We start from the raw sequence: 24068 nt of genomic DNA on the forward strand, positions 1-24068 counted from the left end.
TCAAGGTTAATGAGAGATTATCCGGAGCCGTAGCAGTGAGTTGCGTCTTGTGTCCGGAGTGATGGTTTTGCGTTCAAGAAAAGTATCGCGTCGCGGGTCTTTGTTCTCGTTTGAGAAATGGACATCGCCTGTCGTCTTCGGCCTTGCCGCCTGGCTTGCATTTCCCTCTCTCGCCGCACGCGCCGACCTTGCATCGCTTCTGGCGGGGCTTGATGCCGGTGGCGAACAATGGCGCATGGTTCTCACCAACTCCCCGGCGGGTTCGGTCCACCAGGCGTCTCTCGCATTTGATCAGGCATCTCCGGATTCGGCATTGACCGGCGGTGGCATGATTACGCCTGATGGCAAGAAGGTGTCCTTTGTCACCGGCAAGAGCGGCAAGGAAACCACGCCGGACAGCGACCGTGTTAACCGGGCCGCCAAGAAGGGCAGGGTGGTTTCCACGGAAATCATGCAGCCGCCGAAATCCTTTACCGCAGGTTCCGTTCTGCAACGCACCAGTATGCTCGATATCGAGCCGCTCAAGCGCAAGGACCGGACGGCCTTCGTCAAGCAGAAGAAGAGCAAGGACATTGAACTCGCCTCCTTCTATTTTCGTCGCGATGAGGCGAAGAAGGAAAAGAGCGTTTCCCCCATGGTGGCGGAGCTGATTACAAACCGCACGGCCGATGTGCTGGCGACGGCCTATGCGCCTCCCGAACCGGACTTCGCCCGGGAATCGCCCTTTGACGCCATTTTGAAGAAGCCGGATGCGGGTCGTTTCATTCCGCAGATATCTCCCGACGATCATGCCTGGGCGGCAACGCCCCTGCCAGCGGAAGTCTTTTCGGCCGCCGAGCAGCAGTGTCTTGCTTCGGGCATCTATTTCGAAGCGCGCGGCGAATCGGTCAAGGGACAGGCCGCTGTTGCACAGGTCATTCTCAACCGCGTGCGCAATCCGTCCTACCCAAAGACCATCTGCGGTGTCGTCTACCAGAACAAGGACTGGCGCAATCGCTGCCAGTTCTCATTTGCCTGTGACAATATAAGAGACCGCGTCAATTCGGAGCGTCACTGGAAAATGGCCCGTGAAGTGGCCATGGCAACGACGGCCGGAAAGATCTGGCTGAACGAAGTGGGCTCCGCGACGCATTATCATGCGGTCTATGTTCGCCCGGCCTGGGGCAAAAGCATGAAAAAAGTCGGAAGAATCGGTCTGCACGTCTTCTACCGCACCTATGGCGGCGGCTGGAGCTGATCTGCCGGGCTTTTTCCCGGGATAAACGTGTCAAAAATGCCGATTCCGGACACTCACATCACGCGAAAACTGCGCAAATCGCGCAAGTGCATGAATTTCATACACAATTTTGTAATATGGGAAGCGCGGTCAGTGCCTTGACTAGCGAAGTCCCTAAAACTATGTTGCGCGCGACTTCAGAGCGGGCTGGAACAGGCTTGAAGCCCTGCCGTTTACAACTCCGAGGGGTTCTGGCAACACCGGAACGGAGAAGAAAGGCGGGTTTTGAAAATGACTGGCAACCGTAACGATAGTCTGGATGAGCGCCGCAAACGCCTTGCCGACGAATTGGCCAAGGTGAAAGCGGAGGACGACGCGGAAGCAAGGACTGAGCAGAATGCTGCTGAAAGCCGGAAAGGCTTTGCAATGGCGATCAAGCTCTCTTCTGAGTTTATCTCCGCGGTCATCGTCGGTGCGATGCTGGGTTATCTTCTGGACCATTTTGCTGGCACGTCGCCTTGGGGGATGATCGTTCTTCTTCTTCTGGGTTTCTGTGCAGGCGTGTTGAATGTACTGCGTTCCGCAGGAGTGGTGGCCAAGCCGCCGCTCATGGAAGGCGGGTTGGGACAAGACAAGGGTGGGAAGAAAGGCGAGTGATCGCTCCTTTCCATAGACGTTAAGTGCCGCTGCGAGCGGCAACAGGCTAAGAGGGCACACGGTGGCAAACGATCCGACCCATCAGTTTATGGTAACGCCGATCATCCCGATTGAGATCGGTGGCGTCGATTTCTCGTTCACCAATGCGTCTCTTTTCATGGTCGCAACGGTAGCTGCTGCATCAGGCTTTCTGTATTTCGCAACGTCGAACAGGGGCTTGATCCCGACGCGTATGCAGTCCGTGGCGGAAATGTCCTATGAATTCATCGCCTCGATGCTGCGCGAAGGTGCGGGCAAAAAGGGCATGGTGTTCTTCCCCTTCGTGTTTTCGCTGTTCATGTTCGTTCTGACAGCCAACCTGCTTGGCATGTTCCCGTACTTCTTCACGGTCACCAGCCAGATCATCGTGACATTTGCGCTGTCGTGCCTCGTTATCGGAACCGTCGTCGTCTACGGCTTCTACAAGCACGGTCTTCATTTCCTTGGAATCTTCGCGCCATCAGGTGTGCCGGCGGTGCTGTTGCCGCTCGTGTCGTCCATTGAAATCATCTCCTTCCTTTCGCGTCCGATCAGCCTTTCCGTTCGTCTCTTCGCGAACATGCTTGCCGGTCACATCACGCTGAAGGTTTTCTCGGGCTTCGTCGCTTCCATGGGTGCTCTTGGCGCACTTGGTATCGGTGGCGCAATCCTGCCACTCATCATGACGGTCGCAATGACCGGTCTGGAATTTCTCGTCGCCTTCCTGCAGGCATACGTCTTCGCGGTACTGACTTGCATGTACCTGAACGACGCCGTGCATGGCGGTCACTGAGAAGTAAAGTCGCTGGCCCCGATACACGGGTGTCAAAAATAGCCGCAACAACCCATTCTAAGGAGCTTAACATGGAAGCGGAAGCAGCAAAGTACATCGGCGCAGGTCTCGCATGCCTCGGCATGGCTGGTACGTCCCTCGCTCTCGGCCGTATCTTCGGCGATTTCTTGTCGGGCGCACTGCGCAACCCGTCTGCCGCTGACAGCCAGTTCGGCCGTCTGGTATTCGGCTTCGCCGTTACGGAAGCTCTGGGCATCTTCTCGCTGCTCGTAGCTCTCCTTCTCCTGTTCGCTGTCTAATTTCGGCATCAGGTATGGATCACGGCTCGCTCTGGCGTGCCGTGATCCTTCGCATTTGCACTACCCCTGGAGGTGAGCATGTTCGTGACCGAGGCTTTGGCCCAGTCAGCACCGGCGACAAGTGAAACGAATACCGGAACTCCGGCTGTCGGTCAGACCGCTCCGGAAGCAACGCATACGGAAACCGGAGTGGCGCACGACGCCGGTCACGAATCCGCAGTGTTCCCGCCGTTCGATCAGTCCACTTACGCATCCCAGCTTCTTTGGCTGGCCATTACGTTCGGCCTGTTCTACGTGCTCATGAAGAAGGTCATCGTGCCGCGCGTAGGCGGTATTCTCGAAGACCGTCACGGCCGTATCGCACAGGACCTCGATGAAGCAGCCCGGCTGAAGGCCGAGGCAGATGCCGCTATCGAAACCTATGAAAAAGAATTGAGCGCTGCTCGCGCAAAGGCCGGCTCGATCGCAGCTGCCGCTCGCGAAGCCGCAAAGACCAAGGCGGATGCGGATCGCGCAGCGATCGAGGCAGAGCTGGCTGAGAAGCTGGCTGCCGCAGAAGCTCGCATTACCAGCATCAAGGAGCAGGCGTTTGCCGACGTCGGTACGATTGCTGAAGAAACCGCGACTGCCATTGTCGATCAGCTGATCGGCACCAAGGTCAAGGATACGGATGCAAAGGCAGCCGTGGTTGCTGCTGCCGCAGCGAAGGAGGCTTGATATGGCGTTTGATGCAACATTTTTCGCACTCGTCGGTCTTATCCTTTTCTTCGTTCTGATCGCTTACCTCAAGGTTCCGGGTATGCTGGCAAGCTCGCTCGATGAGCGCGCTGGAAACATCAAGGAAGAGCTGGCGGAAGCCAAGCGCCTGCGCGAAGAGGCTCAGCATCTGCTGGCTGAATATCAGCGCAAGCGTAAGGAAGCCGAAGCCGACGCAGCAAACATCATCGCTGCTGCCGAACGCGAAGCTGCCGCATTGACGGCAGAAGCCAAGCTCAAGACGGAAGAATTTGTGGCACGCCGCAACGCGCTTTCCGAACAGAAGATATTGCAGGCCGAGACCGATGCCATCGGCGCCGTCCGTTCTGCCGCAGTTGATCTGGCCATCGCCGCTTCCGAGAAGTTGATTGCCGAGAAGATGACCGCTGCCTCTAAGGCAAAGCTCTTCAAGACGGCTGTCGGTGACGTCAAGACGCGCCTCAACTGATCTAGCGGTAAGCCACACTCTGTCTGGTCTTCAAACCACAAACCCTCTCCGAGACATCGGGGAGGGTTTTTCTTTGCGCAAGAGCGTCCCTTCCCACGAGGTGACGCTCCAGTTCATCGCCACCTTGAGAGTTCAGGACAACCCACACCCAGTAATACGTCCCGTGTTTAGCCGACGCTGAAGAAAGACATGGATATCGTCTTGTATAGCTGAGCAGAACGGACGTCATGACGGGTCGGGTCGAAGACAAGTGCTCCAGGGAAAAAGTCCAATAAAGAAAATTTAATAAAATTCAAATATTAATCGATGCAAGTATCAGACTATGCAGGGAGAAGCGCCATCCTTCAATGGTTTGAATGGGGAGCGACCGTGGATAAGTTTGCTGACAAATTTAGACGTAAATCTATTTCCTGGAGTACTTCTCCGGATTTGACAGTTTGAGGACTTTCCAATGAAGATATCAATCGGCGTCGTCTTGGCCGGGCTCTCCGGTGTCATGTTACTTGTCGCTGGCGTTCAGGGGATCGCATCGATCTCCTCTCTGAACAATATCCGAGGCGGTATCGGAACGATTGTCGAAGATCGCGTCCCGGCCTTCATTCTTCTTGGTGAGATTAATGCCACCGTTGGCGACGTCCGCAATGCCCAGAGCTCGATTGTGAGTTCTCCGGCAGAGGCGCGCCCACAGTTCGAGGCTCAGATGCAAACGGCGAGGCTCTCCCTCGAGAAGGGATTTGCCGAATACCAGAATTATCTCGTTGATGAAGCCGACAAGAAGTTTTTCATGTCCTTCCTCGAGAAATGGAAACTGTCGGAAGGTCGCTGGGACAGCGTCAAGGCGTTGCTGAACGAGGGCAAGAGTGAAGAAGCTCGATCCACATTCGTTGGGGAGGCTCTCAAATTCTACACCGACGCAAAGACGGCGCTTCAAGGCGCAGTGGATGACATGGAAAGCGACGTGCGAGAAGAGGGCGCCACCACTGTAGGGATCGCCCGTTCCGCCACTATCCTCAATTATGTCTCCCTTTGTTTCGCTCTCGCCATTGGGGTCGGGGCAACTCTTTTCGGCAACTTCCATCTGGCAAGACCTCTCGCCCGGATGACCGGCGTGATGCGCCGTCTGTCGGATGGTGAAACGGATATCACCATTCCCGCTCAAGGCCGGAAGGACGAAATTGGCTCGATGGCTGAGGCGGTCGAAGTTTTCCGGCAGGGTGCAATCGAGAAAAGGCGTCTGGAAGCCGAGGGTGAAAGCCTTCGTCAGCAGGCCGAGGCCGAAAGACTTGTCATGCAGCAGAAAGCGGAAGCCGACGCGCAGGAAAGGCTTCAGGTCGCAACGTCTGGCCTGGCGGCTGGCCTGAAGCGCCTGGCGGACGGCGACCTCTCATTCCAGATCAACGAGATATTTGCGCCAGACTTTGAGCAATTGCGTCATGATTTCAATCGCTCCGTGAAGCAGTTGGGAACGACGCTGTCAGAAGTTCAGCATTCCATTGCGACAATGAACAGCGGCACCCGCGAAATTGCCAAGGCGTCCGTTGACCTGTCGAAGCGTACGGAGCAACAGGCCGCTACTCTGGAGGAGACAGCTGCCGCGCTTGACGAAATAACAGTCAATGTCGGCAACTCGGCCCGACGGGTCAACGAAGCGCGCGGGGCCGCAACCGAGGCGAACCGTGCTGCAAAGTTCTCAGAGGACGTGGTTGCTACCGCAATCGATGCGATGCAGCGAATCGAAAACTCCTCGGGGCAAATTTCCAGCATCATCGTCGTGATCGACGAGATTGCGTTTCAGACCAATCTTCTCGCGCTGAATGCCGGAGTTGAAGCAGCACGGGCCGGCGAAGCGGGCAAAGGCTTTGCTGTCGTGGCGCAGGAAGTCCGAGAACTGGCGCAGCGCTCGGCCAAGGCTGCGAAGGAAATCAAGGAGCTTATCAGCAAGTCGTCCATCGAGGTGGAAAACGGGGTGTCACTCGTCCGCCAGACCGGCGACGCGCTAAAGACCATTGAACGTCATGTTACCGTTATGAACGACCATATGGGCGCCATTGCCTCGTCGGCGCATGAGCAGGCAAATGGGCTCGCCGAAGTGAACACGGCCGTCAACCAGATGGATCAGACGACACAGCAGAACGCCGCCATGGTCGAGGAAACAACGTCGGCCACGTCTGCCCTCGCGAGCGAGAGCGACAGGTTACGGGAGTTGTTGCAGCATTTCCAACTCGCCTCGCAAACATCGAACGGATACGAAAACAGGTCCTACGAGTTGCGTCGCGCCGGCTGAGTGCATCCTTTTCACACGCGGCGTATGGGACGGAAACTCATGCGGTGAAGCGGGCATGGGCCATGTGCCTCGATGGCTCGCAAATGGGTTGGCGTGCCATACCCGGCGTGGGCTTCAAAGCCATAGGCCGTGTGGATCGCACCTGCCTTTTCCATCATCCGGTCGCGCGTGACTTTGGCGACGATGGATGCGGCCGCAATCGATAAAGAGCGCGAATCACCCTTTATGACGGCCTTGCCTTCACAGGACAGGTTGGGTGGAACGTCGCGCCCATCCGCCAAGATCAGCGCGGGCGCTATCTCCAGACCAAGGACGGCGCGCCGCATGGCATCGAGGCTGGCACGCAGGATATTCATCTGGTCGATCAGGACAGGTCCTGAGGATGCGATGGAGACAATGGAGCTCTGGAGGATCTGGCCAAACAGAACTTCCCGGCGCGCCTTCGAGAGCTTTTTCGAATCATCAAGACCGGCGGGGATGTTATCGGGATCGAGAATGACCGCTGCAGCAACGACCGGTCCAGCAAGCGGGCCTCTTCCTGCCTCATCCGTGCCGGCGACAGGCCATTGCCCGCGCTTTCTTGCCTCCAGTTCCATGCTGAAATCCGGGCCGGTGTCGATGATCTCGAAGAGGGCAGGAGAATCGGATGCTGTGCGTTGTTTCATGCGGCGAAACTGGCACAGGCAACCGATCTCCTGCAAGCCCCCGGTCGCAGGGTAAATGCAGCAGCCAAAGGGGGGCGGAAGGCTGATGCGGGAGGCTCGATAAACCTCCGGGCTTTTCCAAGCGGAGAAAAGCAGAACCCTTGCGAGGCGGCAGATGCCGGGGGCAAACCCATAGCGCAGGGCAAAGACACTATGGGTATTCTGTGCATCCACTCGTCAGCCTGTCAGGCTAGCGAGAGGAGATGAGGCTTGGCTCAAAGCAAGGACAGCTGAACGCCAGCACCGCCAGGAGCAATGAACAGATCGTCGCGCAGTTGTATGCCACGGCGGATCAGCCCAAGACGCTTTGTCGTCATCTCGAAGCGGCGACCGATCTGCCACGCATAGGGCCCGGCTCCCTTCATCCGTTTTCCAAACTCGGCATCGTAATCCTTGCCGTCTCGCATCGAGCGAACCAGCGACATGACGTGCTGATAGCGATGAGGATAATTGCGCAACAGCCACTCGCGAAACAGCGGGCTGACTTCAAGCGGCAATCGCAGCAAGACATAGGATGCTTCCGTCGCGCCAGCGGCCTTTCCGGCCTCCAGAACCCGTTCGATCTCGTGGTCGTTCAAGGCGGGAATGACCGGTGCCATCATGACAGCCGTTGGAATGCCCGCTTCCGTCAATGTCTTTATTGCTTCCAGCCGCTTGGTGGGTGTGGATGCGCGAGGTTCCATGCTGCGCGCCAGCTTCCGGTCCAGCGTCGTGACCGAAATGCCGACCTTCACCAGCCCCTTGGCGGCCATGGGCGCCAGAATATCGATGTCGCGGGTAATCAACCCGGACTTGGTGACGATAGCGACCGGATGTTCCGCTTTTGCCAGCACTTCAAGAATTTGACGCATGATGCGCCACTCCCGCTCAATCGGCTGGTAAGGGTCGGTGTTCGTGCCGATTGCGATGACCCGGGCCTTGTAGCCGGGCTTGGCGAGCTCTCTCTCCAGAAGCTTGGCGGCATCGGGCTTCGCAAACAGCTTTGCCTCGAAGTCCAGACCCGCGGACAGGCCCATATAGCTGTGGCTCGGTCTTGCAAAGCAATAGATGCAGCCATGCTCACAACCCCGATAGGGATTGATGGACCGATCAAACGGAATATCGGGTGACTCGTTGCGCGTAATGATGCTGCGCGGCTTTTCGACCTGTACTTCAGTGCGAAATTCCGGCAGTTCTTCGATGATCTGCCAGCCATCATCCACAGGTTCATGCTGCAAGGCTTCGAAACGACCGCCGGGGTTGATGCCCGCGCCACGTCCGCGCCTGCGATCGATCTCGATCCGCAGACCAGATGCATCAGCCAAAGCATTGGCAATATCCTGGCTATGACCCGGCTGGAATGCAGCCTGCCCCGAAAGCACATGTTGTCTCATCTGGATGCTCCTGACCGGCAATTGCCAGCATGTTGGATGACCAGATTCTTAAACGAAGGATGAGAACAATACAAGAACAAAATGCGGAAACGCGTGATAGCTATTTCTTTTGCATTGCGATAGAAATTTATAGAAGAAATTTCATAGGTTTACTGACGACGAGATGCTGACAGTCATAATGGAATGCCGTGACCAGGAGCCTGAGCTTGCTCACACGCTTTCAACGCTCGTATCGGGAGCGGTGGAGGGGCTCATCAGCGATGTCATCGTGCTCGATCACGCGTCCAGCGATGGCTCATCCCGGGTGGCGGAAGCTGCGGGTTGCCGCTTTCATACGGAATGGGACATTTGCGATATCGTGGCATCTGCACGCGGTGAGTGGATCCTGATCATGGAGCCGGGCAGTCGTCCCCAGAGCGGTTGGATCGAGGATATTCTCGAATATACCTCTCTCAACACGCAAGCGGCGCGGTTTTCGCCGTCCCGCCATTACAAGCCATCTTTCCTTTCGCGACTTAGCCGACGCCAGCCGCCGCTGGAATATGGCTTGCTGCTCGGAAAGCAGCACGCCCTGTCCGCCGCAAGGCCCGGTATGCCGCTGTCCGACTTCACAAAAGCGCAGAAGAGCAGGCGGCTGAGTGCCGAGCTTATTCCCGCACGCGTGCTGCGGGCTGCCCGGTAAGCGCTCAGGACTTTCCGCGTTTCAGATGCTCATCAAGGCGGGGCATGATTTCCACGAAATTGCAGGGCATGTGGCGATAATCCAGCTGCGGCTTGAGGATGCCATCCCAGGCGTCCCGGCAGGCGCCGGGAGAGCCGGGCAGCACGAAGACGAAGGTCTGATTGCAAAGGCCAGCCGTCGCGCGGGATTGGATTGTCGACGTGCCGATCTTATCCTCCGAGATACGGTGAAAGACCACAGAGAAACCATCCATCCGCTTGTCAAACAACGGTTCCAGTGCCTCCGGCGTCACATCACGGCCGGTAAAGCCGGTGCCACCCGTTGTAATCACCACATCGACTTCGTCGGACAGGGTCCAGTTGCGCACCTGCTCCTGAATGGCGGCCTTGTCGTCGGGGACGATGGCGCGATCTACCAGCAGGTGACCGGCCTCGGAGATGCGGGCGCAAAGCGTTTGGCCAGATTTGTCATCTTCCAGCGTTCGCGTGTCTGACACCGTCAGGACCGCAATGCCGACCGGGATAAAGGGTCTTTCTGCACTCATGTCAAATTCCGCCTATGGTTTTCGTTGCCTGAACATACCAGCCGGGGTGCTGGTGGCGAAGCTGGGCAGCCGCCGCGCTGGCATCATCCATCGCCGGGTATATACCAAAGCATGTCGCACCCGAGCCCGACATGCGCACAAGCTGCGCACCCGTGCCAGTCAGCAAATCGGAGATCTCGGTAATCTCCGCCAGAATGGCGCGGGCAGGGGGTTCAAGATCATTGCGATTTTGCGCGATGAAATCGATCCAGCTGCTGTGGCCGCGCGGCTTCAGTGACGGATTTTGCTTGCTGACAAGACTTCTGAACACGTCCGGTGTCGAAACGCCCTTCAGCGGGTTGACCAGAACGAGCGCCATGACCGGCATATCCGCAAGAAAGGTGATGGTTTCGCCAATGCCGCTGGCAATCAGTGGTCGACTGGCCAGACACATGGGCACATCCGCTCCAAGCGAAAGTGCAATCCGTTGAAGCGTCCCATCATCCGGCTTCAAATCCCAGTGACGGCAAAGAGCGCGAAGAGTAGCCGCAGCATCGGCAGATCCGCCGCCGATGCCCGAGGCGACCGGAAGGTTCTTTTCAAGTTGAATGGCAACCGGGCCGGCATATTGCGGCAAAGCCGTCCGCAGAAGGTCGCGTGCTTTCAGAACAAGATTACCGCTTTCGTTTCCCTGCTGAAGGAGCTCGGAAAAGGGTCCGCAGATGCGGAAACTGTCCCCTGCGGCATCGCGAATGCGGATCACGTCACCGACCTCGGTGAAGGTCACGAGCGATTCGAGCAGATGATATCCGTCTGCTCTTTGACCCGTAACATGAAGCGCGAGGTTGATTTTGGCGGGAGCGGCCTCGATGGTCTCGGTCGCTCCGGCATGTTCACTCGACAACATTGTGGCTCAAGATTTCTTGTCCGGCGCGGGAGCAGGCGCAACGGGCTGAGGCTGCCCCTGATCCTTCTTGGCGGTATTCTGCGCGTCCTTTTCCAGAGGCGGCAGGCCGTTGGCAATCTTTTCCTTCACCTTGGCCTTGTCCACATCATCGCTTTCGCCAATGAGGGCACGGTTCCACTGGTAGACGGCTTCGATTTTGCGACCGACACGCCAATAGGCGTCACCCAGGTGGTCGTTGATGGTAGGGTCTCCGGCGCGCAATTCAATGGCGCGTTCCAGTTCCGTCACCGCCTCATCGAAAGCGCCCAGTCGATAATGCGCCCAGCCCAGCGAATCGACGATGTAACCATCATTGGGACGAAGTTCGACAGCGCGGCGGATCATGTCGATCCCCTGCTCGAGGTTCATGTTCTTGTCGACCCAGGAATAGCCCAGATAATTCAGCACCTGCGGCTGCTCGGGATTGAGTTCCAGCGCGCGCTTGAAGTCGGGCTCGGCCTTGTCCCACTGCTTCAGCCGCTCATAGGCAATCCCGCGCTGGAAAAAGATCGTCCAGTCGCTCTTCTTCGGCACGGCCCCGATAATCTCAACCGCCTTGTCGTAATTGGCGGCCATAGCCTGATAATCCTTGGCATCGGACAAAACCGACCCATAGGCGAGATAGGAGCGGATATCCGAAGGGTCGGACTCAAGCAGCGACTTGAGGTGTGTCCGTGCTTCCGCAACCTTGTCGGTCTGTGCCAGCGTCAGGCCAAGCTGCAATTCCGAAATGCGATGCATTGGCGAGTCAGCCGGGACTTCTCGGTAAAAGGCAATGGCACGCTCTGGCTGCTTCTGCGCTTCGGCCAGGCCGCCAAGGAGAATGAGCGTATCGGCACTTTTCGGATCCAGCGCGCGCGACGTCTGCAGGTAAAGCGTAACGATTTCCTCGGCGCCTTCGCGGTTGAGAGCCCCGGCAATGGAGAACATTACGGCGGCAGCGCCGTCCACAGGGGTCTGCACCTGCTGTTCGGGCTTATCGCCGCGTTCAATGCTTTGGCGCAGCGCCTTCAAGGGTGCGTAATTGGGCGCAAAAGTATCGCCCACGGCAATGGTGTCGAGCGCCTTCTGCTTGTTGCCTGCCTTTGCTTCCAGCCGGGCCAACGCCATGACCGCACGCATATAGGTGTCGGTTGCTGTCGCACCACCTTCGCGGTCGGTCACCGCATCATTGAGGCTCTTGCGGGCAGCGTCGATATTGCCGGAGACGAGCGCGATGGCGCCGGCATTGTATTTCTGGAAAATCGAGAACCAGCCCGGTCCCTTCATGCCGTTGACGAGGGCCAGCGCTTCCTTGTTCTTGCCAGCACCGGCGCGCGCCCATGCCGTCAAAAGCGTGTTGACCATACGGTCGAGATCGTTCGGACCGCTATATTTGAGGATTTTTTCGGCGTCAGAGAACTTCTTGTCCTTGATGGCGGCCAAGGCGCGAACAATGGTCGTTACGCGCTCGACAGACGAATCATCCTTCAAGGAGTCGGCAATCTTTGCACCGGCGTCGAAGTCACCGCTGAGCAGCTGCGCGATCATCAGACGCTGGCGGATTTCAACATTCGCCGTGTCGAAATCCAGAGCTTTCTTATAGAGCGTTATCGCGGTCGCAAAATCCTGATCGACATCTGCGGTGCGGGCAGCCAGAAACGCGCCTGAAAAGGTATTGACCTTTGCGGGATCAAAGGTCGCGGTTTCGGCGGGCTTGTCTGCTGGTTTCGTCTCGGCCAGAGCGGCTGTCGTGCCCGCGCCGATGGAAAGCACGGCAATGAAAGCCGCGCCGCAGAATAGACGAGATGCTGGTTTGCGCCGCATGAAGGAACCTTTGCTTTTGTGCATTCGCACCGAAAAATCAGTTTCCCGCCTTACGGTCCGGGCAACAGGGGTGCACCCTCGTGCCGCAAGGCTTGAATTGGATCATGATGCATGAACCCGAAACGATTCACGCCATAACACCACGTCACGACAGAATGGCTTTTTTGGAGCAAGCCTGCAAGAATTTCCACCGGACTCACCGATGACAACCGTGAGGATTTCGTCCGGCTGCCATCAATCAGGCCGATAGGGCCGCCCGCTCAGTTCACGCGCTGGATGCAGAAGTCGATCACTTCCATCAGCGCATTTTTCCATGGGCTCTGTGGCAAAGGTGCCAGCGCGTCGCGCGCGATCGTTCCGTAATGCTTGGCGCGGGCAATCGTGTCCGTCAAACCATTATATTTCTTGATCAGGACCAGCGCCGCTTCGAGGTTCTCATCGGTGCTTTCACCGTTCTCGATGGCGCGCTTCCAGAAATCACGCTCTTCCGCAGTGCCGCGACGATACGACAGGATTACAGGCAGCGTGATCTTGCCCTCGCGGAAATCATCGCCGGTGTTCTTGCCGAGATCGGCAGATTTGCCGCCGTAGTCGAGAACATCGTCTACCAGCTGGAACGCCAGGCCAAGGTTCATGCCGTAGGACTTCAACGCACCGCGCGTGGCCTTGTCGGTCTTGGCAACAATCGGCCCAACCTCGGCAGCGGCGGCAAACAGGGCGGCTGTCTTTGCGCGAATCACCTGAAGATAGTCATCCTCGGTGGTCTCCATGTTCTTGGCGACCGAAAGCTGCAGGACTTCGCCCTCGGCAATAACAGATGCGGCGGTCGACAAAACATCGAGTGCATCCAGAGAGCCGACATCGACCATCATCCGGAAGGCTTGCCCGAGAAGGAAATCGCCGACCAGAACGCTGGCCTGATTGCCCCAGATGGTGCGCGCGGTGGATTTGCCACGGCGCAGGTCGCTTTCGTCCACCACGTCATCGTGCAGCAGTGTTGCGGTGTGCATGAACTCGACGCTGGTAGCCAGCTTGATATGGTGATCGCCCTGATAATCGAACATGGCGGCAGATGCGAGCGTCAGCATCGGGCGCAGTCGTTTTCCGCCTGATGAAATCAGATGGTTGGCGACCTCCGGTATCATCTGGACATCCGATCCAGCTTTGGAGAGGATAAGCTGGTTGACCCTTTCCATATCCGGTCGGGTCAGGTCGACAAGCGGCTTGACGGATGCGAGTTTGTTTTTGCTTTCTTCAAGCGGTATGACGACGCCCAACGGACCGGACTCCTGTTCGATATTGGGGCCGACAATAGAAAGCAGCGGTGCAAGCGGCAAGGGGCGAATTGCCTCACACCGTTCAAAAAGATGGGATTTTAGTTGGAAACTTACCAATGCGAGAACTGATCCGCACGAACGACGCCGTTGTCTTGTCTTTTGCGCAGAGCCTTATGAAGGACGCCGGTATCCACAGCATGATCGCAGATCAGGGCATGAGCATCCTTGAAGGGTCTCTTGGGCTTTTGCCGCGCCGCTTGCTGGTGGAGGATGACCGGGGCGATGAGGCCCGCCGGATCCTGACCGATGCTGGCCTCGCCGACGAGCTTCGCGAAGACCGGACATAGCACATGGCCGCATCGGTTTCAGAAACAGTGGATGCGTTTCATCGCGGCCGCTTCCAGATCTTGCAACCCAAGGGCCGGGGCCACAGGGCAGGCATTGACGCCATGCTTCTGGCAGCGCTGGTGGCAGACCAGAACCCGTGCCGCGTGGCCGACCTTGGAGCCGGGGCAGGGGCCGCAGGCATGGCGGTGGCATCCCGGCTGGAAAAAACCGATGTCACCCTTTTCGAGCTTTCCGACGAGATGGTTGATTTCGCCACGCGCAGCCTCCAACTTCCCGCAAATGAGGCCTTTGCAGGGCGTGTCCACGTCAGGCAGGCAGACGTAACCTTGCGGGCCGATGCGCGCAGGCAGGCCGGTCTGCTGGACGACCATTTCCACCATGTCATCATGAACCCGCCCTACAATGACGCGGGCGACCGCAAGACCCCCGATGCCCTGAAAGCTACGGCCCATGCGATGACGGATGGCCTGTTCGAAAACTGGCTGCGCACGGCCGCCGCCATTATGGTGCCGGGTGGCCAGCTGTCTCTCATTGCCCGACCACAATCCATCTTCGACATCATCGCCGCCTGTGGTCGCCGGTTCGGTGGCCTGGAAATCACCCTCATCCATCCAAGGGTCGAAGAAGATGCGGTTCGGATGCTTGTTACCGCTATCAAAGGGTCTCGTGCGAGGCTCAATTTTCGGGCGCCGCTTGTCATGCACGAAAACGCAAGCCATGCGTTTCTGCCTGAGGTGGATGACCTCACCAACGGACGAAAAGCCTACCCCAGGACTGGCGCGAGCGAGAAAAAGCGGCAGGAGACGAGCGCGCTCGGAGCGGGCTGAAGCAACGGGAAGGCGCTCTGTCGCTGGCAAAGCCTCACCAAATTATCACCAGCCCCGCCATTGTCTTTGTCTGCACGATACCCACATCGTCTGACACATGAGTAGGACGATGAGGAAAAAATGGTTGGATTATTGAAACGACTGGTGCCGAAGCGATTTCGCAAGACCGAACTGGTCATTCCCGTGGTGCGTATGCACGGGGCAATCATGGCCGGTGGCAGTCAGTTTCGTCCGGCACTCAATCTGGCATCCTATGGTCCGCTGCTCGACAAGGCATTTGGCATGAAGGACGCCCCGGCGGTCGCCATCACGCTGAATTCGCCCGGCGGTTCGCCGGTTCAATCGCGGATGATCTTCAACCGCATTCGCCAGCTGGCGGAAGAAAAGAACAAGAAGGTGCTGATCTTTGTGGAAGATGTAGCAGCCTCCGGCGGTTACATGATAGCCCTGGCTGGCGACGAGATCATCGCCGACCCCACCTCCATCGTCGGCTCGATCGGTGTGGTTTCCGGCGGCTTCGGCTTTCCCGAAATGCTGAAGAAAATCGGCGTCGAACGTCGCGTCTATACATCCGGCCAGAACAAGGCGATCCTTGATCCGTTTCAGCCGGAAAAGGATGACGACATCGAATATCTCAAGTCTCTCCAGGTCGAGATACACAATGTTTTCATAGACATGGTCAAGATGCGGCGCGGCGCGAAGCTCAAGGACGATCCGGCACTGTTCACCGGTCTGTTCTGGACGGGAATGCGCGGGCTGGATCTGGGCCTCATCGATGGTCTGGGCGATATGCGAGACGTGTTGCGCCGTCGCTATGGCGACAAGGTCAAGCTTCAGCTTGTCAGCGGCGCGCGCAATTTCTTCGGCAAGAAGTTGCCGGGCGTTGGCCTGCAAGGCCAGTCGATTGCCGCATCCGCCGCCGCAGGGCTTGCGGAAGTGGCCGAAGAAAAGGCATTGTGGTCACGTTACGGATTCTGATGGACAAACGATAGATGGCCCAATTGATTACGCTCGCCCTGCTCGTTTTCGGGGCGATCATTCTTTACAAGCGTTTTGTGAATGATGCCGAAAAACTGTCGCAGAAATCAAAGCGGCAAGAAAAAGAGCGCGAAACGGGCGCTTCCGGCACGCTCATCAAGGACCCGAACACGGGTGAATACCGCGTGAAAAAGGAAGACGAGGTTTAACCTTGTTAGAGAGGCGGCTACCAGCCGCCCCCTCCGCCACCACCACCGCCAGACCCGGACGAACCGCCGCCGCCAGAAAAGCTGGAGGAGGAGGACGAAGTCGTCTGCTGGGGAATGGTGGACGCGATCGTCGATGCCATGGACGACGAGAACCCGCCGATCCTGTCGCCGAAATCGCTGTAACTGCCGCTGTACCAGCCCGGAGAATAGGCCGTAGCGGCACCCGCCGCGGCGCTGGCAAGCCATGTCTCGAACGCTGCGCTCCACGGCTTTTCCACACCCAGCGCCACCGCATAGGGCAATAGCGTTTCGAAATGCTGCGGCGACATCTGCGGGGCGCCTTGCATGTTCATGCGGTCTTTCTCCGCAACAGTGAGGTAAAGCCGCAGACCCTCGATACCGTCCATCAGCTTGCGGCCAAGCGGTGTCGGCGCGCCCATTAGCAACAGGAAGATGAGATTGGTTGCTATAATACCCGCGACCGACATGATGGCGGGCAACTGCAGGGCTTCGAGCGCTTCCAGAGAGATCACGCTGATCGCGCCGCCGATGCCGGAGATCAGCATCGACCCCACAAGCGCAAGCACGATGATCATCCCCACGCGCTTGAGCAAGGAGCCGCCCCGCGTAAACGATTTCCCGAACAGGAGTGCGAAGATCGTACCGACAAAGGACATGATGCCGATAACGAACATCGCAACAAGAGCTTCAGGCTCGAAATTTCCGAAGACGACAACGGCGAAGACCACGATGATGGACAGCGCGACGCCCAGCACAGTAAAACCTGCATTGGCCTGGTAATATTTGCCGCTATGTTCCGTTTCGATGGATTTGCGGAAAGCATTTCCGAGCGACACCACCCGCGACCCATTTTTCTTGTTGATCTCGAATGCCATCCCGGGCTCATCGACCGTCTTGATCAGCGTTGCCTCGCCGGGCTGCAACTTGTCTCCAATCGGCTTTTCGGTGCGGCGAATGATGAGCGACGTCTTCAAATCCTCCAGCACGACGTAGCCTTTGACGGCAAGATTGAGGGCAGCTGCTGAAAAGGCCGTCCAGCCACCTTCGGAAAACCCGTGATTATCAACGTAGTTGACGAGCGCAGGCGATAATCCCTCAGGCGCATCCCAGCGCGGAACGATCGTGCCCTTGGCGGGATCGCGGCCAACGGCTGACCACGCCCTGTAGTAATAAATCAGGATGAGAATGAACCCGGAAACACCCAGAATCGAGCCCAGATGATCCTGCAACCACCAGCTCCGTTTCTGCTCGGCCGATGGTGCATCGATAGCACCCTTGGGCAGCTTTACCGCAATCGTCATGCCTTCGCCCTGATAGAAGGGACGTGTCGAGGCAAAGAAGACCTCGTTGCCTTCGGTCAACATACGGGCGTCCTTGCCGGTCGCGCCCAGTTTTCCGGTAAAGACAGCCGTGCCCGTTGGCGCCACATCTTGGGGAAGGGACACGGTGGCCGAGATATCGCGCATGGGGAACTGCCAGCCATTGCCGGTGACGTTCCAGGTCAGTTCGTCATAGCGATCGAAATAGCGGATCTGGCGGTCCGTGGTGTAGGTGATCTGAAAAATATGTTCGCCGACCGGCAGAAGCCTGTCGGCATTGCCGGTATAGATGCGGATACCGCCATCAATGCTTTCGGTGCGCCAGTCTTCTTTTGCGCCATCCCGCTCCACTGAGACGACGTTGAAGCCGACCTTGGTGCGGTTTCCATTGCCGTCCAGGGCATAAAGCGGAAAATCGCGGAAGATGCCGCGCTTGATCCGGTTGCCTTCCGCCCGGGCCGTGATGGTTTCGGTCACCGTCAGCTGCCCGCGTTTGGCGACATCGACAACCGAGTGATAGGAGCTGATGAACTCCTCAGCCGCTGCCGGGAAGGCCGCCAGCAGGAAGACGAGAAGCGCGAGACATCTGGCGGCTTGGGTCTTCATGGGCGGCGTCCTTCTCTGCAATCAGTCTTGTCCGGTTTCGCTGTATTGAACGCCCAAAGATGCAAGCGCCTTCCAGTATCCGGGATAGGTCTTACCCACGCAAACAGGGTTCTGAATGGCAATACCACCCGTTTTCAGACCCGCCAGCGCAAAGCTCATGGCAATGCGGTGATCGTGGAACGTATCGATGGACGCAGCCACAGTTTGACCTGCCAGTGCGGGGTCGGCATGCACGATGAGATCATCACCATCCTCATGCGCCAACCCGTCGCGGATGGCATTGAGGCCCAGCGACAGCGCACGGATGCGATCGCATTCCTTCACGCGAAGATTGGCGATACCGACAAAGCGCACCGGCGTGGTGTTGTAAGCTGCCAGAACCGCAATGGTTGGAATGGCATCCTGCATCTGGCTGCCGTCTATTTCGGCGGGCAGGTTGGGAAACTGCGCCATGATGGCATGGGCCTTGGCATCCGGCTGGGTGAAGGCTTCCGCCGGCGTGCCGATATCGATCTTGCCGCCCGTCAGCAATTCCGCGCCCCACAGATAGGTAGCGGCAGATGCGTCCGGTTCGATGTGGAAATCAGTCGCTATATAACCGGTTGGCTGCACGCGCCACACGGCGTTGGAAACGCGCTCCACCTTGGCGCCGAAGGCTTCCATGGCCGCCACGGTGAGGTCGATATAGCCTTTCGCGCCAATGTCTTCACCGGCCAGCACGATATCCAGCGGCTTTGCTCCACAGGGTGCGGCCATCAAAAGCGCCGAGACATACTGGCTGGAAAGATTGGCGTCGATGGTGACGCTGTCCTTCGCAAAACCGAGGCCATTGCCCTTCACGGTTACGGGCGGGCATCCGGTTGGGGCTTCTGCTTCGACGCCAAGTGCGATTAGCGCTTCCACCAAAGGCTGGATCGGGCGCTTGCGCATATGTTCGTCGCCATCAACCACAACGGTGCCGTTGACGGAAGCAACAGCCGCCGTCAGGAACCGCGTCGCTGTGCCTGCATTGCCGAGGAAAAGCGGCTCTTTGGGCGCTTTCAGCACGCCATCGCTTTCCACCACGAAGCTCGTTGCGTCCGGTTCCGTTACATCAACGCCCATGGCGCGCAGGGCTTGTGCCATGAACAGCGTATCGTCGCTTTTCAGAGCGCCGGTCAACAGGCTGCGGCCCTTGGCAAGACCCGCCAGCAGAAGAACGCGGTTGGTGATGGATTTGGAGCCGGGTGGCTCTACCTTGCCGGAAAGCGGATGGTTTGGTGGGGTAATGGTCAGTTCGATCATGGCTTTATCGTTTTCTCGACCGGCCACTGCCGGTTATCGCATCAGAATTTCACAGCAGGAGCAGCGCGATCCGCCTCGTTGGTGATCTCGAAATAGGGGGCTTTGATAAAGCCGAAATTGCGCGCCACGAGATTGGACGGGAAGCTCTCCACCTTCACGTTCAGATCCCTCGCAGAGCCATTATAGTAACGGCGCGACATCTGGATTTCACCCTCGATGGTCTCAAGTGATTTTTGCAGTTCCAGAAAGCCTGTGTTGGCTTTGAGGTCGGGATAGGCTTCTGCCAGAGCAAACAGTTTTCCCAGCGCCTGGGAGAGCAGACCTTCCGCCTGCGCACGGCCCTCGACATCACCAGCAGGAACGGCCTGAGCGCGGTTGCGCATGGCAACCACTTCCTCGAAGGTGCTTTTTTCGTGAGCGGCATAGCCCTTCACGGTTTCGATGAGGTTGGGGATGAGATCGGCGCGACGCTTCAACTGCACGTCGATGCCCGACCACGCCTCTTCGGTCATCTGTCTGGATTTGACGAGACCATTATAGATGAAGACGACATAGAGCGCGATTGCCGCGACAATAGCCAGTGCGATATACATGTGCCGTTCCCCCTCGTGAAACCCTCTAGGTCTGGCCGGAAAACTTGCGTTCCGGCCTGCCATGTCATCGCCTGTCCATATAAGTATCAGGCCGCGTCTTTATTCCAATTCGCGCCACCGGCATCCGTCATCAGGAAGGCTTCGCCGCAGGCCTTGGAAAGTGTGCGAACGCGCAGGATATAGCTCTGCCGTTCGGTAACGGAAATCACGCCGCGTGCATCCAGGAGGTTGAAAACGTGCGATGCCTTGATGCACTGGTCATAGGCCGGAAACACGCATTTGTGCAGAACCTGATTGGCACTCTCACCGGGCGCACCGGCATCCAGCAGGGCCTTGCACTCTTTTTCGGCGTCGATGAAATGGCGGTGCAGCATGGCGGTATCGGCATATTCGAAATTGTGCCGTGAATATTCCTGCTCTGCCTGCAGGAACACATCGCCATAGGAAATCTTCTCGTCGCCTTCGCGGCCGTTATAGTTCAGGTCGTAAACATTATCGACGCCCTGCACATACATGGCCAGACGTTCAAGACCATAGGTCAACTCCCCCGCAACAGGCGAGCATTCAATGCCGCAGACCTGCTGGAAGTAAGTAAACTGCGAGACTTCCATGCCATCGCACCAGCACTCCCAGCCAAGACCCCATGCACCCAGCGTCGGGCTCTCCCAGTCGTCTTCCACAAAACGGACATCGTGCAGCAGCGGATCGAGGCCGATGGCCTTCAGCGAGCCGAGGTAAAGCTCCTGAAGGTTGGATGGGTTCGGCTTGAGAATAACCTGATACTGGTAATAATGCTGCAAACGGTTGGGGTTTTCGCCATAGCGACCATCGGAAGGGCGGCGCGATGGCTGCACATAGGCGGCCTTCCACGGCTTGGGGCCGAGTGCGCGCAGCGTGGTTGCCGGATGAAACGTGCCTGCGCCCACTTCCATATCGTAAGGCTGCAACACGGCGCAGCCCTTGTCCGCCCAGTAATTGTGCAGCGTCAGGATCAGTGCCTGAAAGGAACGTTTCGGGTTCATATGGTCTGGAACGTCGGTCATTGCAGTCTTCACGGTCAAAAGAGGATAGTCAGAATGCACTGACTTTGGATGCGGACAGGTGCCATGGCAAGGGCCTGCGGGTCAAGAACTTCTGTTTGCGACGCACTGCCCGCACGGGGGCGCCCGATATTTACATTGTGCACCGGCCTCAAATTTTGCTAGCAGAGGCCAACGAAAAATCCATGACACCGGAAAACAGATATGCCTGATCTTCTGCTCGAACTTCGCTCCGAAGAAATCCCCGCACGCATGCAGCGCAAGGCGGCGGGTGATCTCAAGAAGCTTGTCACCGATGCGCTGGTAGAAGCAGGCCTGACCTATGAAGGTGCCCGCGAATACTGGACGCCGCGCCGCCTGACGCTGGATATTCGCGGCCTCAATGCCCGCTCTGCCGATGTGCGGGAAGAAAAGAAGGGTCCGCGTACCGACGCCAACGAAAAGGCGATCGAAGGCTTCCTGCGCGGTGCCGGTCTGTCGTCCGTGTCGGAAGCGCAGGTCGTATCCGATCCGAAGAAGGGCGATTTCTATATCGCCGTCATCACCAAGCCTGGCCGCCCGGCAGAAGAGATCATTGCCAGCGTCATGCCCGGCATCATCAGGGGTTTTGCATGGCCGAAATCCATGCGCTCCGGCCCGGCCTCCATGCCCAAGGGTTCAAGCTATGGCGGTATCGAAGGCAAGGGCTCGGAAAGCCTGCGCTGGGTGCGCCCGCTGCAATCCATCGTCTGTGTATTCGGCCCTGAAAATGATGAAACGCAGGTCATTCCCTTCGAGATTGACGGCATCGTTGCTGGCAACGTGACCTATGGCCACCGTTTCCACGCGCCTGAAGCCATCACCGTGCGCCGCTTCGAAGATTACGTATCGAGCCTGGAAAAGGCCAAGGTCATTCTGGATGCAGAGCGCCGCAAGGACATCATTCTGCATGACGCCAAGGATCTGGCTTTCGCCAATGGCCTCGACCTCGTGGAAGATGAAGGCCTGCTGGAAGAGGTTTCCGGTCTCGTGGAATGGCCGCAGGTGCTGATTGGCACATTCGAGGAAGACTACCTCGAAATCCCCGCGGAAATCATCCGCCTCACCATCAAGACCAACCAGAAGTGTTTCGTGACGCGCCCGCAGGGCGCGACAGAGGGCCTCTCCAACCGCTTCATTCTGGTCTCCAACATCAAGGCCATCGATGGCGGCAAGGAAATCATGCACGGCAACGGCAAGGTCGTGCGCGCCCGCTTGTCAGACGCCAAGCACTTCTGGACCCGCGACCAGAGCAACCTTCCGGACCTTGAGACACTCAAGGCATCCGCCGCGAAGTTCGACCTTGATCTCACCAAGCCGCTGGACCAGCGCATGGCCAAGCTCGATGCGCTGAACGTGACCTTCCACGCGAAGCTCGGCACGCAGGGTGAGCGCGTGGCCCGCATTCGCGAACTGGCCAAGCAGCTTGCGCCCGTGATCGGCGCCGATGCAGCGCTGGTGGACCGCGCCGTGGTTCTCGCCAAGGCCGATTTGCGCACCGAAGCCGTCGGCGAATTCCCCGAATTGCAGGGCCTGATGGGCCGCAAATATGCCTTGCTTCAGGGCGAAAACGAAAGCGTTGCTGCGGCTATCGAAGACCACTGGAAGCCGAATGGCCCGTCCGACCGTCTGCCACAAGACAAGGTCGGGCTGACTATGGCTCTGGCCGACAAGCTCGACACCCTCGTCGGCTTCTGGATTATCGATGAAAAACCGACAGGTTCTAAAGACCCATTTGCACTGCGGCGCGCTGCATTAGGCGTAGTACGTATGATTCTAGAAAGAAATTTACGGCTTTCGCTTGGGCTTCTTATTGCAGTTGCAAGTGCGTCGTTCAATTCACGTTCAATATCATTTGGATCGATCTCGAAAGAAATCACCTCAGAAAATGTCGGCAGATACGCTGCAATCCTTGGGGCATTTAGTGAGCAAGCTAAGAAAATTGAGGGTCTCGAAGATCGTAGGCAGACGCTTGCTGCTCTTACCGTTTTGGACTTCTTCCACGACCGCCTCAAAGTCTACCTGCGCGATCTCGGCGCACGCTATGATCTCATCGAGGCCGTGCTGACGCCTGAGACGGACGATCTTCTCATGGTCGCGCGTCGCGTCGAGGCGCTGACGGCGTTTGTGACGGATCAGGATGGCATCAACCTTCTGGCTGGCACCAAGCGCGCCACACAGCTTCTTGCGGCGGAAGAAAAGAAGGGCACTGTGGTTGCAAACAGCGTTTCGGAAGAGCTGCTGAGGCTCGATGCTGAAAAGGCTCTGTATGCAGCCATCAAGACCGCCTCTGCCGATGCCGCCAAGGCGGTTGAGGCGGAAGACTTCCGTTCCGCGATGCAGGCGCTTTCCACCCTGCGCGCCCCGGTCGATAAATTCTTCGAAGACGTGCTGGTGAATGATGAGGACAATGCCATCCGCGCCAATCGCTTGGCTCTGTTGAAGGCCATTCGTGAGGCAACCGGTACCGTTGCGGACTTCTCCAAGATCACCGGGTAATATGGTCGGGAGGCGTTGACGTCAAAGATTCTGATCAGCGCCTGCCTGCTCGGCCATGCCGTTCGCTATGACGGCAAGGGCAAGCCGCTTGCGCATCCGGCCATAGAGCGCTGGAAGCAGGAAGGGCGGTTGGTGACGATCTGTCCGGAAATGGCTGGTGGTATGGCCGTTCCGCGTCCGCCAGCGGAAATCGAGAACGGCGCGTCCGGGCTTGATGTGCTGGAGGGAAGGGCGCGTGTGATCGAAATCACCGGCGGTGATGTAACCTCACAATTCATAGACGGCGCGCAAAAGGCGCTGGCTTTTGCGAAGGACCACGGCTGTGCTTATGCCCTGCTGATTGACGGCAGCCCATCCTGTGGCTCCGTGGCCATCTATGATGGCTCGTTTTCGGGCCGCAAACAGGCGGGCAATGGCGTGACGGCTGCGCTGCTCAGCCAAGCCGGAATAGCCGTCTTCTCACCCGCCAATATTGATGCGCTGGACCGCCTCACGCAATAAAACGCCGGAGATTGCTCCCCGGCGTTTGTGTGATCCATTGATG

General features: G+C 57.9%; 24 protein-coding genes. 14 read left to right on the forward strand and 10 right to left on the reverse strand.

The window, feature by feature from the left end; genetic code table 11:
* Positions 1 to 61 precede the first annotated feature (61 nt).
* The 7 genes from ASF69_RS07200 to ASF69_RS07230 all read left to right on the forward strand — a co-directional run bounded on the left by ASF69_RS07200 (position 62) and on the right by ASF69_RS07230 (position 6471).
* Positions 62 to 1237: a cell wall hydrolase gene (locus tag ASF69_RS07200; protein WP_062586635.1), complete on the forward strand. Its 1176-nt coding sequence runs from the start codon at positions 62 to 64 to the stop codon at positions 1235 to 1237.
* A gap of 270 nt (positions 1238 to 1507) precedes the next feature.
* A complete protein-coding gene (locus ASF69_RS07205; RefSeq protein ID WP_062586636.1) occupies positions 1508 to 1873 on the forward strand; it encodes an AtpZ/AtpI family protein in 366 nt (121 codons plus the stop codon).
* A 61-nt stretch (positions 1874 to 1934) separates the two neighbouring features.
* Complete coding sequence (locus ASF69_RS07210; protein WP_062586637.1) at positions 1935 to 2684, forward strand: F0F1 ATP synthase subunit A; 750 nt, start codon at positions 1935 to 1937, stop codon at positions 2682 to 2684.
* A 71-nt stretch (positions 2685 to 2755) separates the two neighbouring features.
* The gene (locus tag ASF69_RS07215; protein ID WP_027673924.1) at positions 2756 to 2983 is read left to right on the forward strand and encodes a F0F1 ATP synthase subunit C; all 228 of its coding nucleotides are present in this window, start codon (positions 2756 to 2758) and stop codon (positions 2981 to 2983) included.
* A gap of 78 nt (positions 2984 to 3061) precedes the next feature.
* Complete coding sequence (locus ASF69_RS07220; RefSeq protein ID WP_062586638.1) at positions 3062 to 3700, forward strand: F0F1 ATP synthase subunit B; 639 nt, start codon at positions 3062 to 3064, stop codon at positions 3698 to 3700.
* 1 nt (position 3701) lies between these two features.
* A complete protein-coding gene (locus ASF69_RS07225) occupies positions 3702 to 4187 on the forward strand; it encodes a F0F1 ATP synthase subunit B (RefSeq protein ID WP_062586639.1) in 486 nt (161 codons plus the stop codon).
* Between the two features lie 451 nt (positions 4188 to 4638).
* A complete protein-coding gene (locus ASF69_RS07230; RefSeq protein WP_062586640.1) occupies positions 4639 to 6471 on the forward strand; it encodes a methyl-accepting chemotaxis protein in 1833 nt (610 codons plus the stop codon).
* Positions 6472 to 6482: 11 nt separating this feature from the next.
* Here ASF69_RS07230 and ASF69_RS07235 read toward each other — a convergent pair whose 3' ends face one another.
* Positions 6483 to 7136: a ribonuclease HII gene (locus ASF69_RS07235; protein ID WP_062587205.1), complete on the reverse strand. Its 654-nt coding sequence runs from the start codon at positions 7134 to 7136 to the stop codon at positions 6483 to 6485.
* A 254-nt stretch (positions 7137 to 7390) separates the two neighbouring features.
* Complete coding sequence (locus tag ASF69_RS07240; RefSeq protein WP_062586641.1) at positions 7391 to 8548, reverse strand: PA0069 family radical SAM protein; 1158 nt, start codon at positions 8546 to 8548, stop codon at positions 7391 to 7393.
* A 163-nt stretch (positions 8549 to 8711) separates the two neighbouring features.
* Between ASF69_RS07240 and ASF69_RS07245 the strand changes: the two genes are divergently transcribed.
* On the forward strand, positions 8712 to 9230 hold the full coding sequence (locus ASF69_RS07245; protein WP_062586642.1) for a hypothetical protein: 519 nt from the start codon (positions 8712 to 8714) through the stop codon (positions 9228 to 9230).
* 4 nt (positions 9231 to 9234) lie between these two features.
* Here ASF69_RS07245 and moaB read toward each other — a convergent pair whose 3' ends face one another.
* From moaB to ASF69_RS07265, 4 genes are all read right to left on the reverse strand, one after another.
* Positions 9235 to 9774 (reverse strand): molybdenum cofactor biosynthesis protein B, encoded by a 540-nt coding sequence (gene moaB, locus ASF69_RS07250; protein WP_062586643.1) that lies wholly within the window; start codon positions 9772 to 9774, stop codon positions 9235 to 9237.
* A 1-nt stretch (position 9775) separates the two neighbouring features.
* Entirely contained in the window at positions 9776 to 10660 is an 885-nt protein-coding gene (locus tag ASF69_RS07255) for a 4-(cytidine 5'-diphospho)-2-C-methyl-D-erythritol kinase (RefSeq protein ID WP_062586644.1), read from the reverse strand.
* A gap of 6 nt (positions 10661 to 10666) precedes the next feature.
* Positions 10667 to 12505 (reverse strand): tetratricopeptide repeat protein, encoded by a 1839-nt coding sequence (locus ASF69_RS07260; protein WP_062587206.1) that lies wholly within the window; start codon positions 12503 to 12505, stop codon positions 10667 to 10669.
* A gap of 260 nt (positions 12506 to 12765) precedes the next feature.
* Positions 12766 to 13782, reverse strand: a complete 1017-nt coding sequence (locus ASF69_RS07265; RefSeq protein ID WP_062587207.1) for a polyprenyl synthetase family protein — start codon at positions 13780 to 13782, stop codon at positions 12766 to 12768.
* A gap of 116 nt (positions 13783 to 13898) precedes the next feature.
* Here ASF69_RS07265 and ASF69_RS07270 point away from each other — a divergent pair, with 116 nt between their 5' ends.
* From ASF69_RS07270 to ASF69_RS07285, 4 genes are all read left to right on the forward strand, one after another.
* A complete protein-coding gene (locus ASF69_RS07270; RefSeq protein WP_062586645.1) occupies positions 13899 to 14129 on the forward strand; it encodes a DUF2007 domain-containing protein in 231 nt (76 codons plus the stop codon).
* Between the two features lie 3 nt (positions 14130 to 14132).
* Positions 14133 to 14957, forward strand: a complete 825-nt coding sequence (locus ASF69_RS07275) for a methyltransferase (RefSeq protein WP_062586646.1) — start codon at positions 14133 to 14135, stop codon at positions 14955 to 14957.
* A 120-nt stretch (positions 14958 to 15077) separates the two neighbouring features.
* Positions 15078 to 15935 (forward strand): S49 family peptidase, encoded by an 858-nt coding sequence (locus ASF69_RS07280; RefSeq protein WP_062586647.1) that lies wholly within the window; start codon positions 15078 to 15080, stop codon positions 15933 to 15935.
* A gap of 14 nt (positions 15936 to 15949) precedes the next feature.
* A complete protein-coding gene (locus ASF69_RS07285; protein WP_062586648.1) occupies positions 15950 to 16144 on the forward strand; it encodes a hypothetical protein in 195 nt (64 codons plus the stop codon).
* Between the two features lie 17 nt (positions 16145 to 16161).
* Here the strand turns inward: ASF69_RS07285 and ASF69_RS07290 are convergent, their stop codons facing one another.
* From ASF69_RS07290 to ASF69_RS07305, 4 genes are all read right to left on the reverse strand, one after another.
* Positions 16162 to 18090: a DUF2207 domain-containing protein gene (locus ASF69_RS07290; protein WP_062586649.1), complete on the reverse strand. Its 1929-nt coding sequence runs from the start codon at positions 18088 to 18090 to the stop codon at positions 16162 to 16164.
* 21 nt (positions 18091 to 18111) lie between these two features.
* Entirely contained in the window at positions 18112 to 19374 is a 1263-nt protein-coding gene (aroA, locus tag ASF69_RS07295) for a 3-phosphoshikimate 1-carboxyvinyltransferase (protein ID WP_062586650.1), read from the reverse strand.
* Positions 19375 to 19415: 41 nt separating this feature from the next.
* Positions 19416 to 19967 (reverse strand): LemA family protein, encoded by a 552-nt coding sequence (locus tag ASF69_RS07300; RefSeq protein WP_062586651.1) that lies wholly within the window; start codon positions 19965 to 19967, stop codon positions 19416 to 19418.
* Between the two features lie 86 nt (positions 19968 to 20053).
* Complete coding sequence (locus tag ASF69_RS07305; RefSeq protein ID WP_062586652.1) at positions 20054 to 21010, reverse strand: glycine--tRNA ligase subunit alpha; 957 nt, start codon at positions 21008 to 21010, stop codon at positions 20054 to 20056.
* A gap of 201 nt (positions 21011 to 21211) precedes the next feature.
* On the opposite strand from ASF69_RS07305, the gene glyS reads away from it, so the two are divergent.
* The gene (gene glyS / locus ASF69_RS07310) at positions 21212 to 23524 is read left to right on the forward strand and encodes a glycine--tRNA ligase subunit beta (RefSeq protein ID WP_062586653.1); all 2313 of its coding nucleotides are present in this window, start codon (positions 21212 to 21214) and stop codon (positions 23522 to 23524) included.
* Positions 23525 to 23539: 15 nt separating this feature from the next.
* Positions 23540 to 24025: a DUF523 domain-containing protein gene (locus ASF69_RS07315; protein ID WP_062586654.1), complete on the forward strand. Its 486-nt coding sequence runs from the start codon at positions 23540 to 23542 to the stop codon at positions 24023 to 24025.
* Positions 24026 to 24068 lie beyond the last annotated feature (43 nt).

The organism is Rhizobium sp. Leaf311 (genome assembly GCF_001423445.1).
Lineage (GTDB): Bacteria > Pseudomonadota > Alphaproteobacteria > Rhizobiales > Rhizobiaceae > Agrobacterium.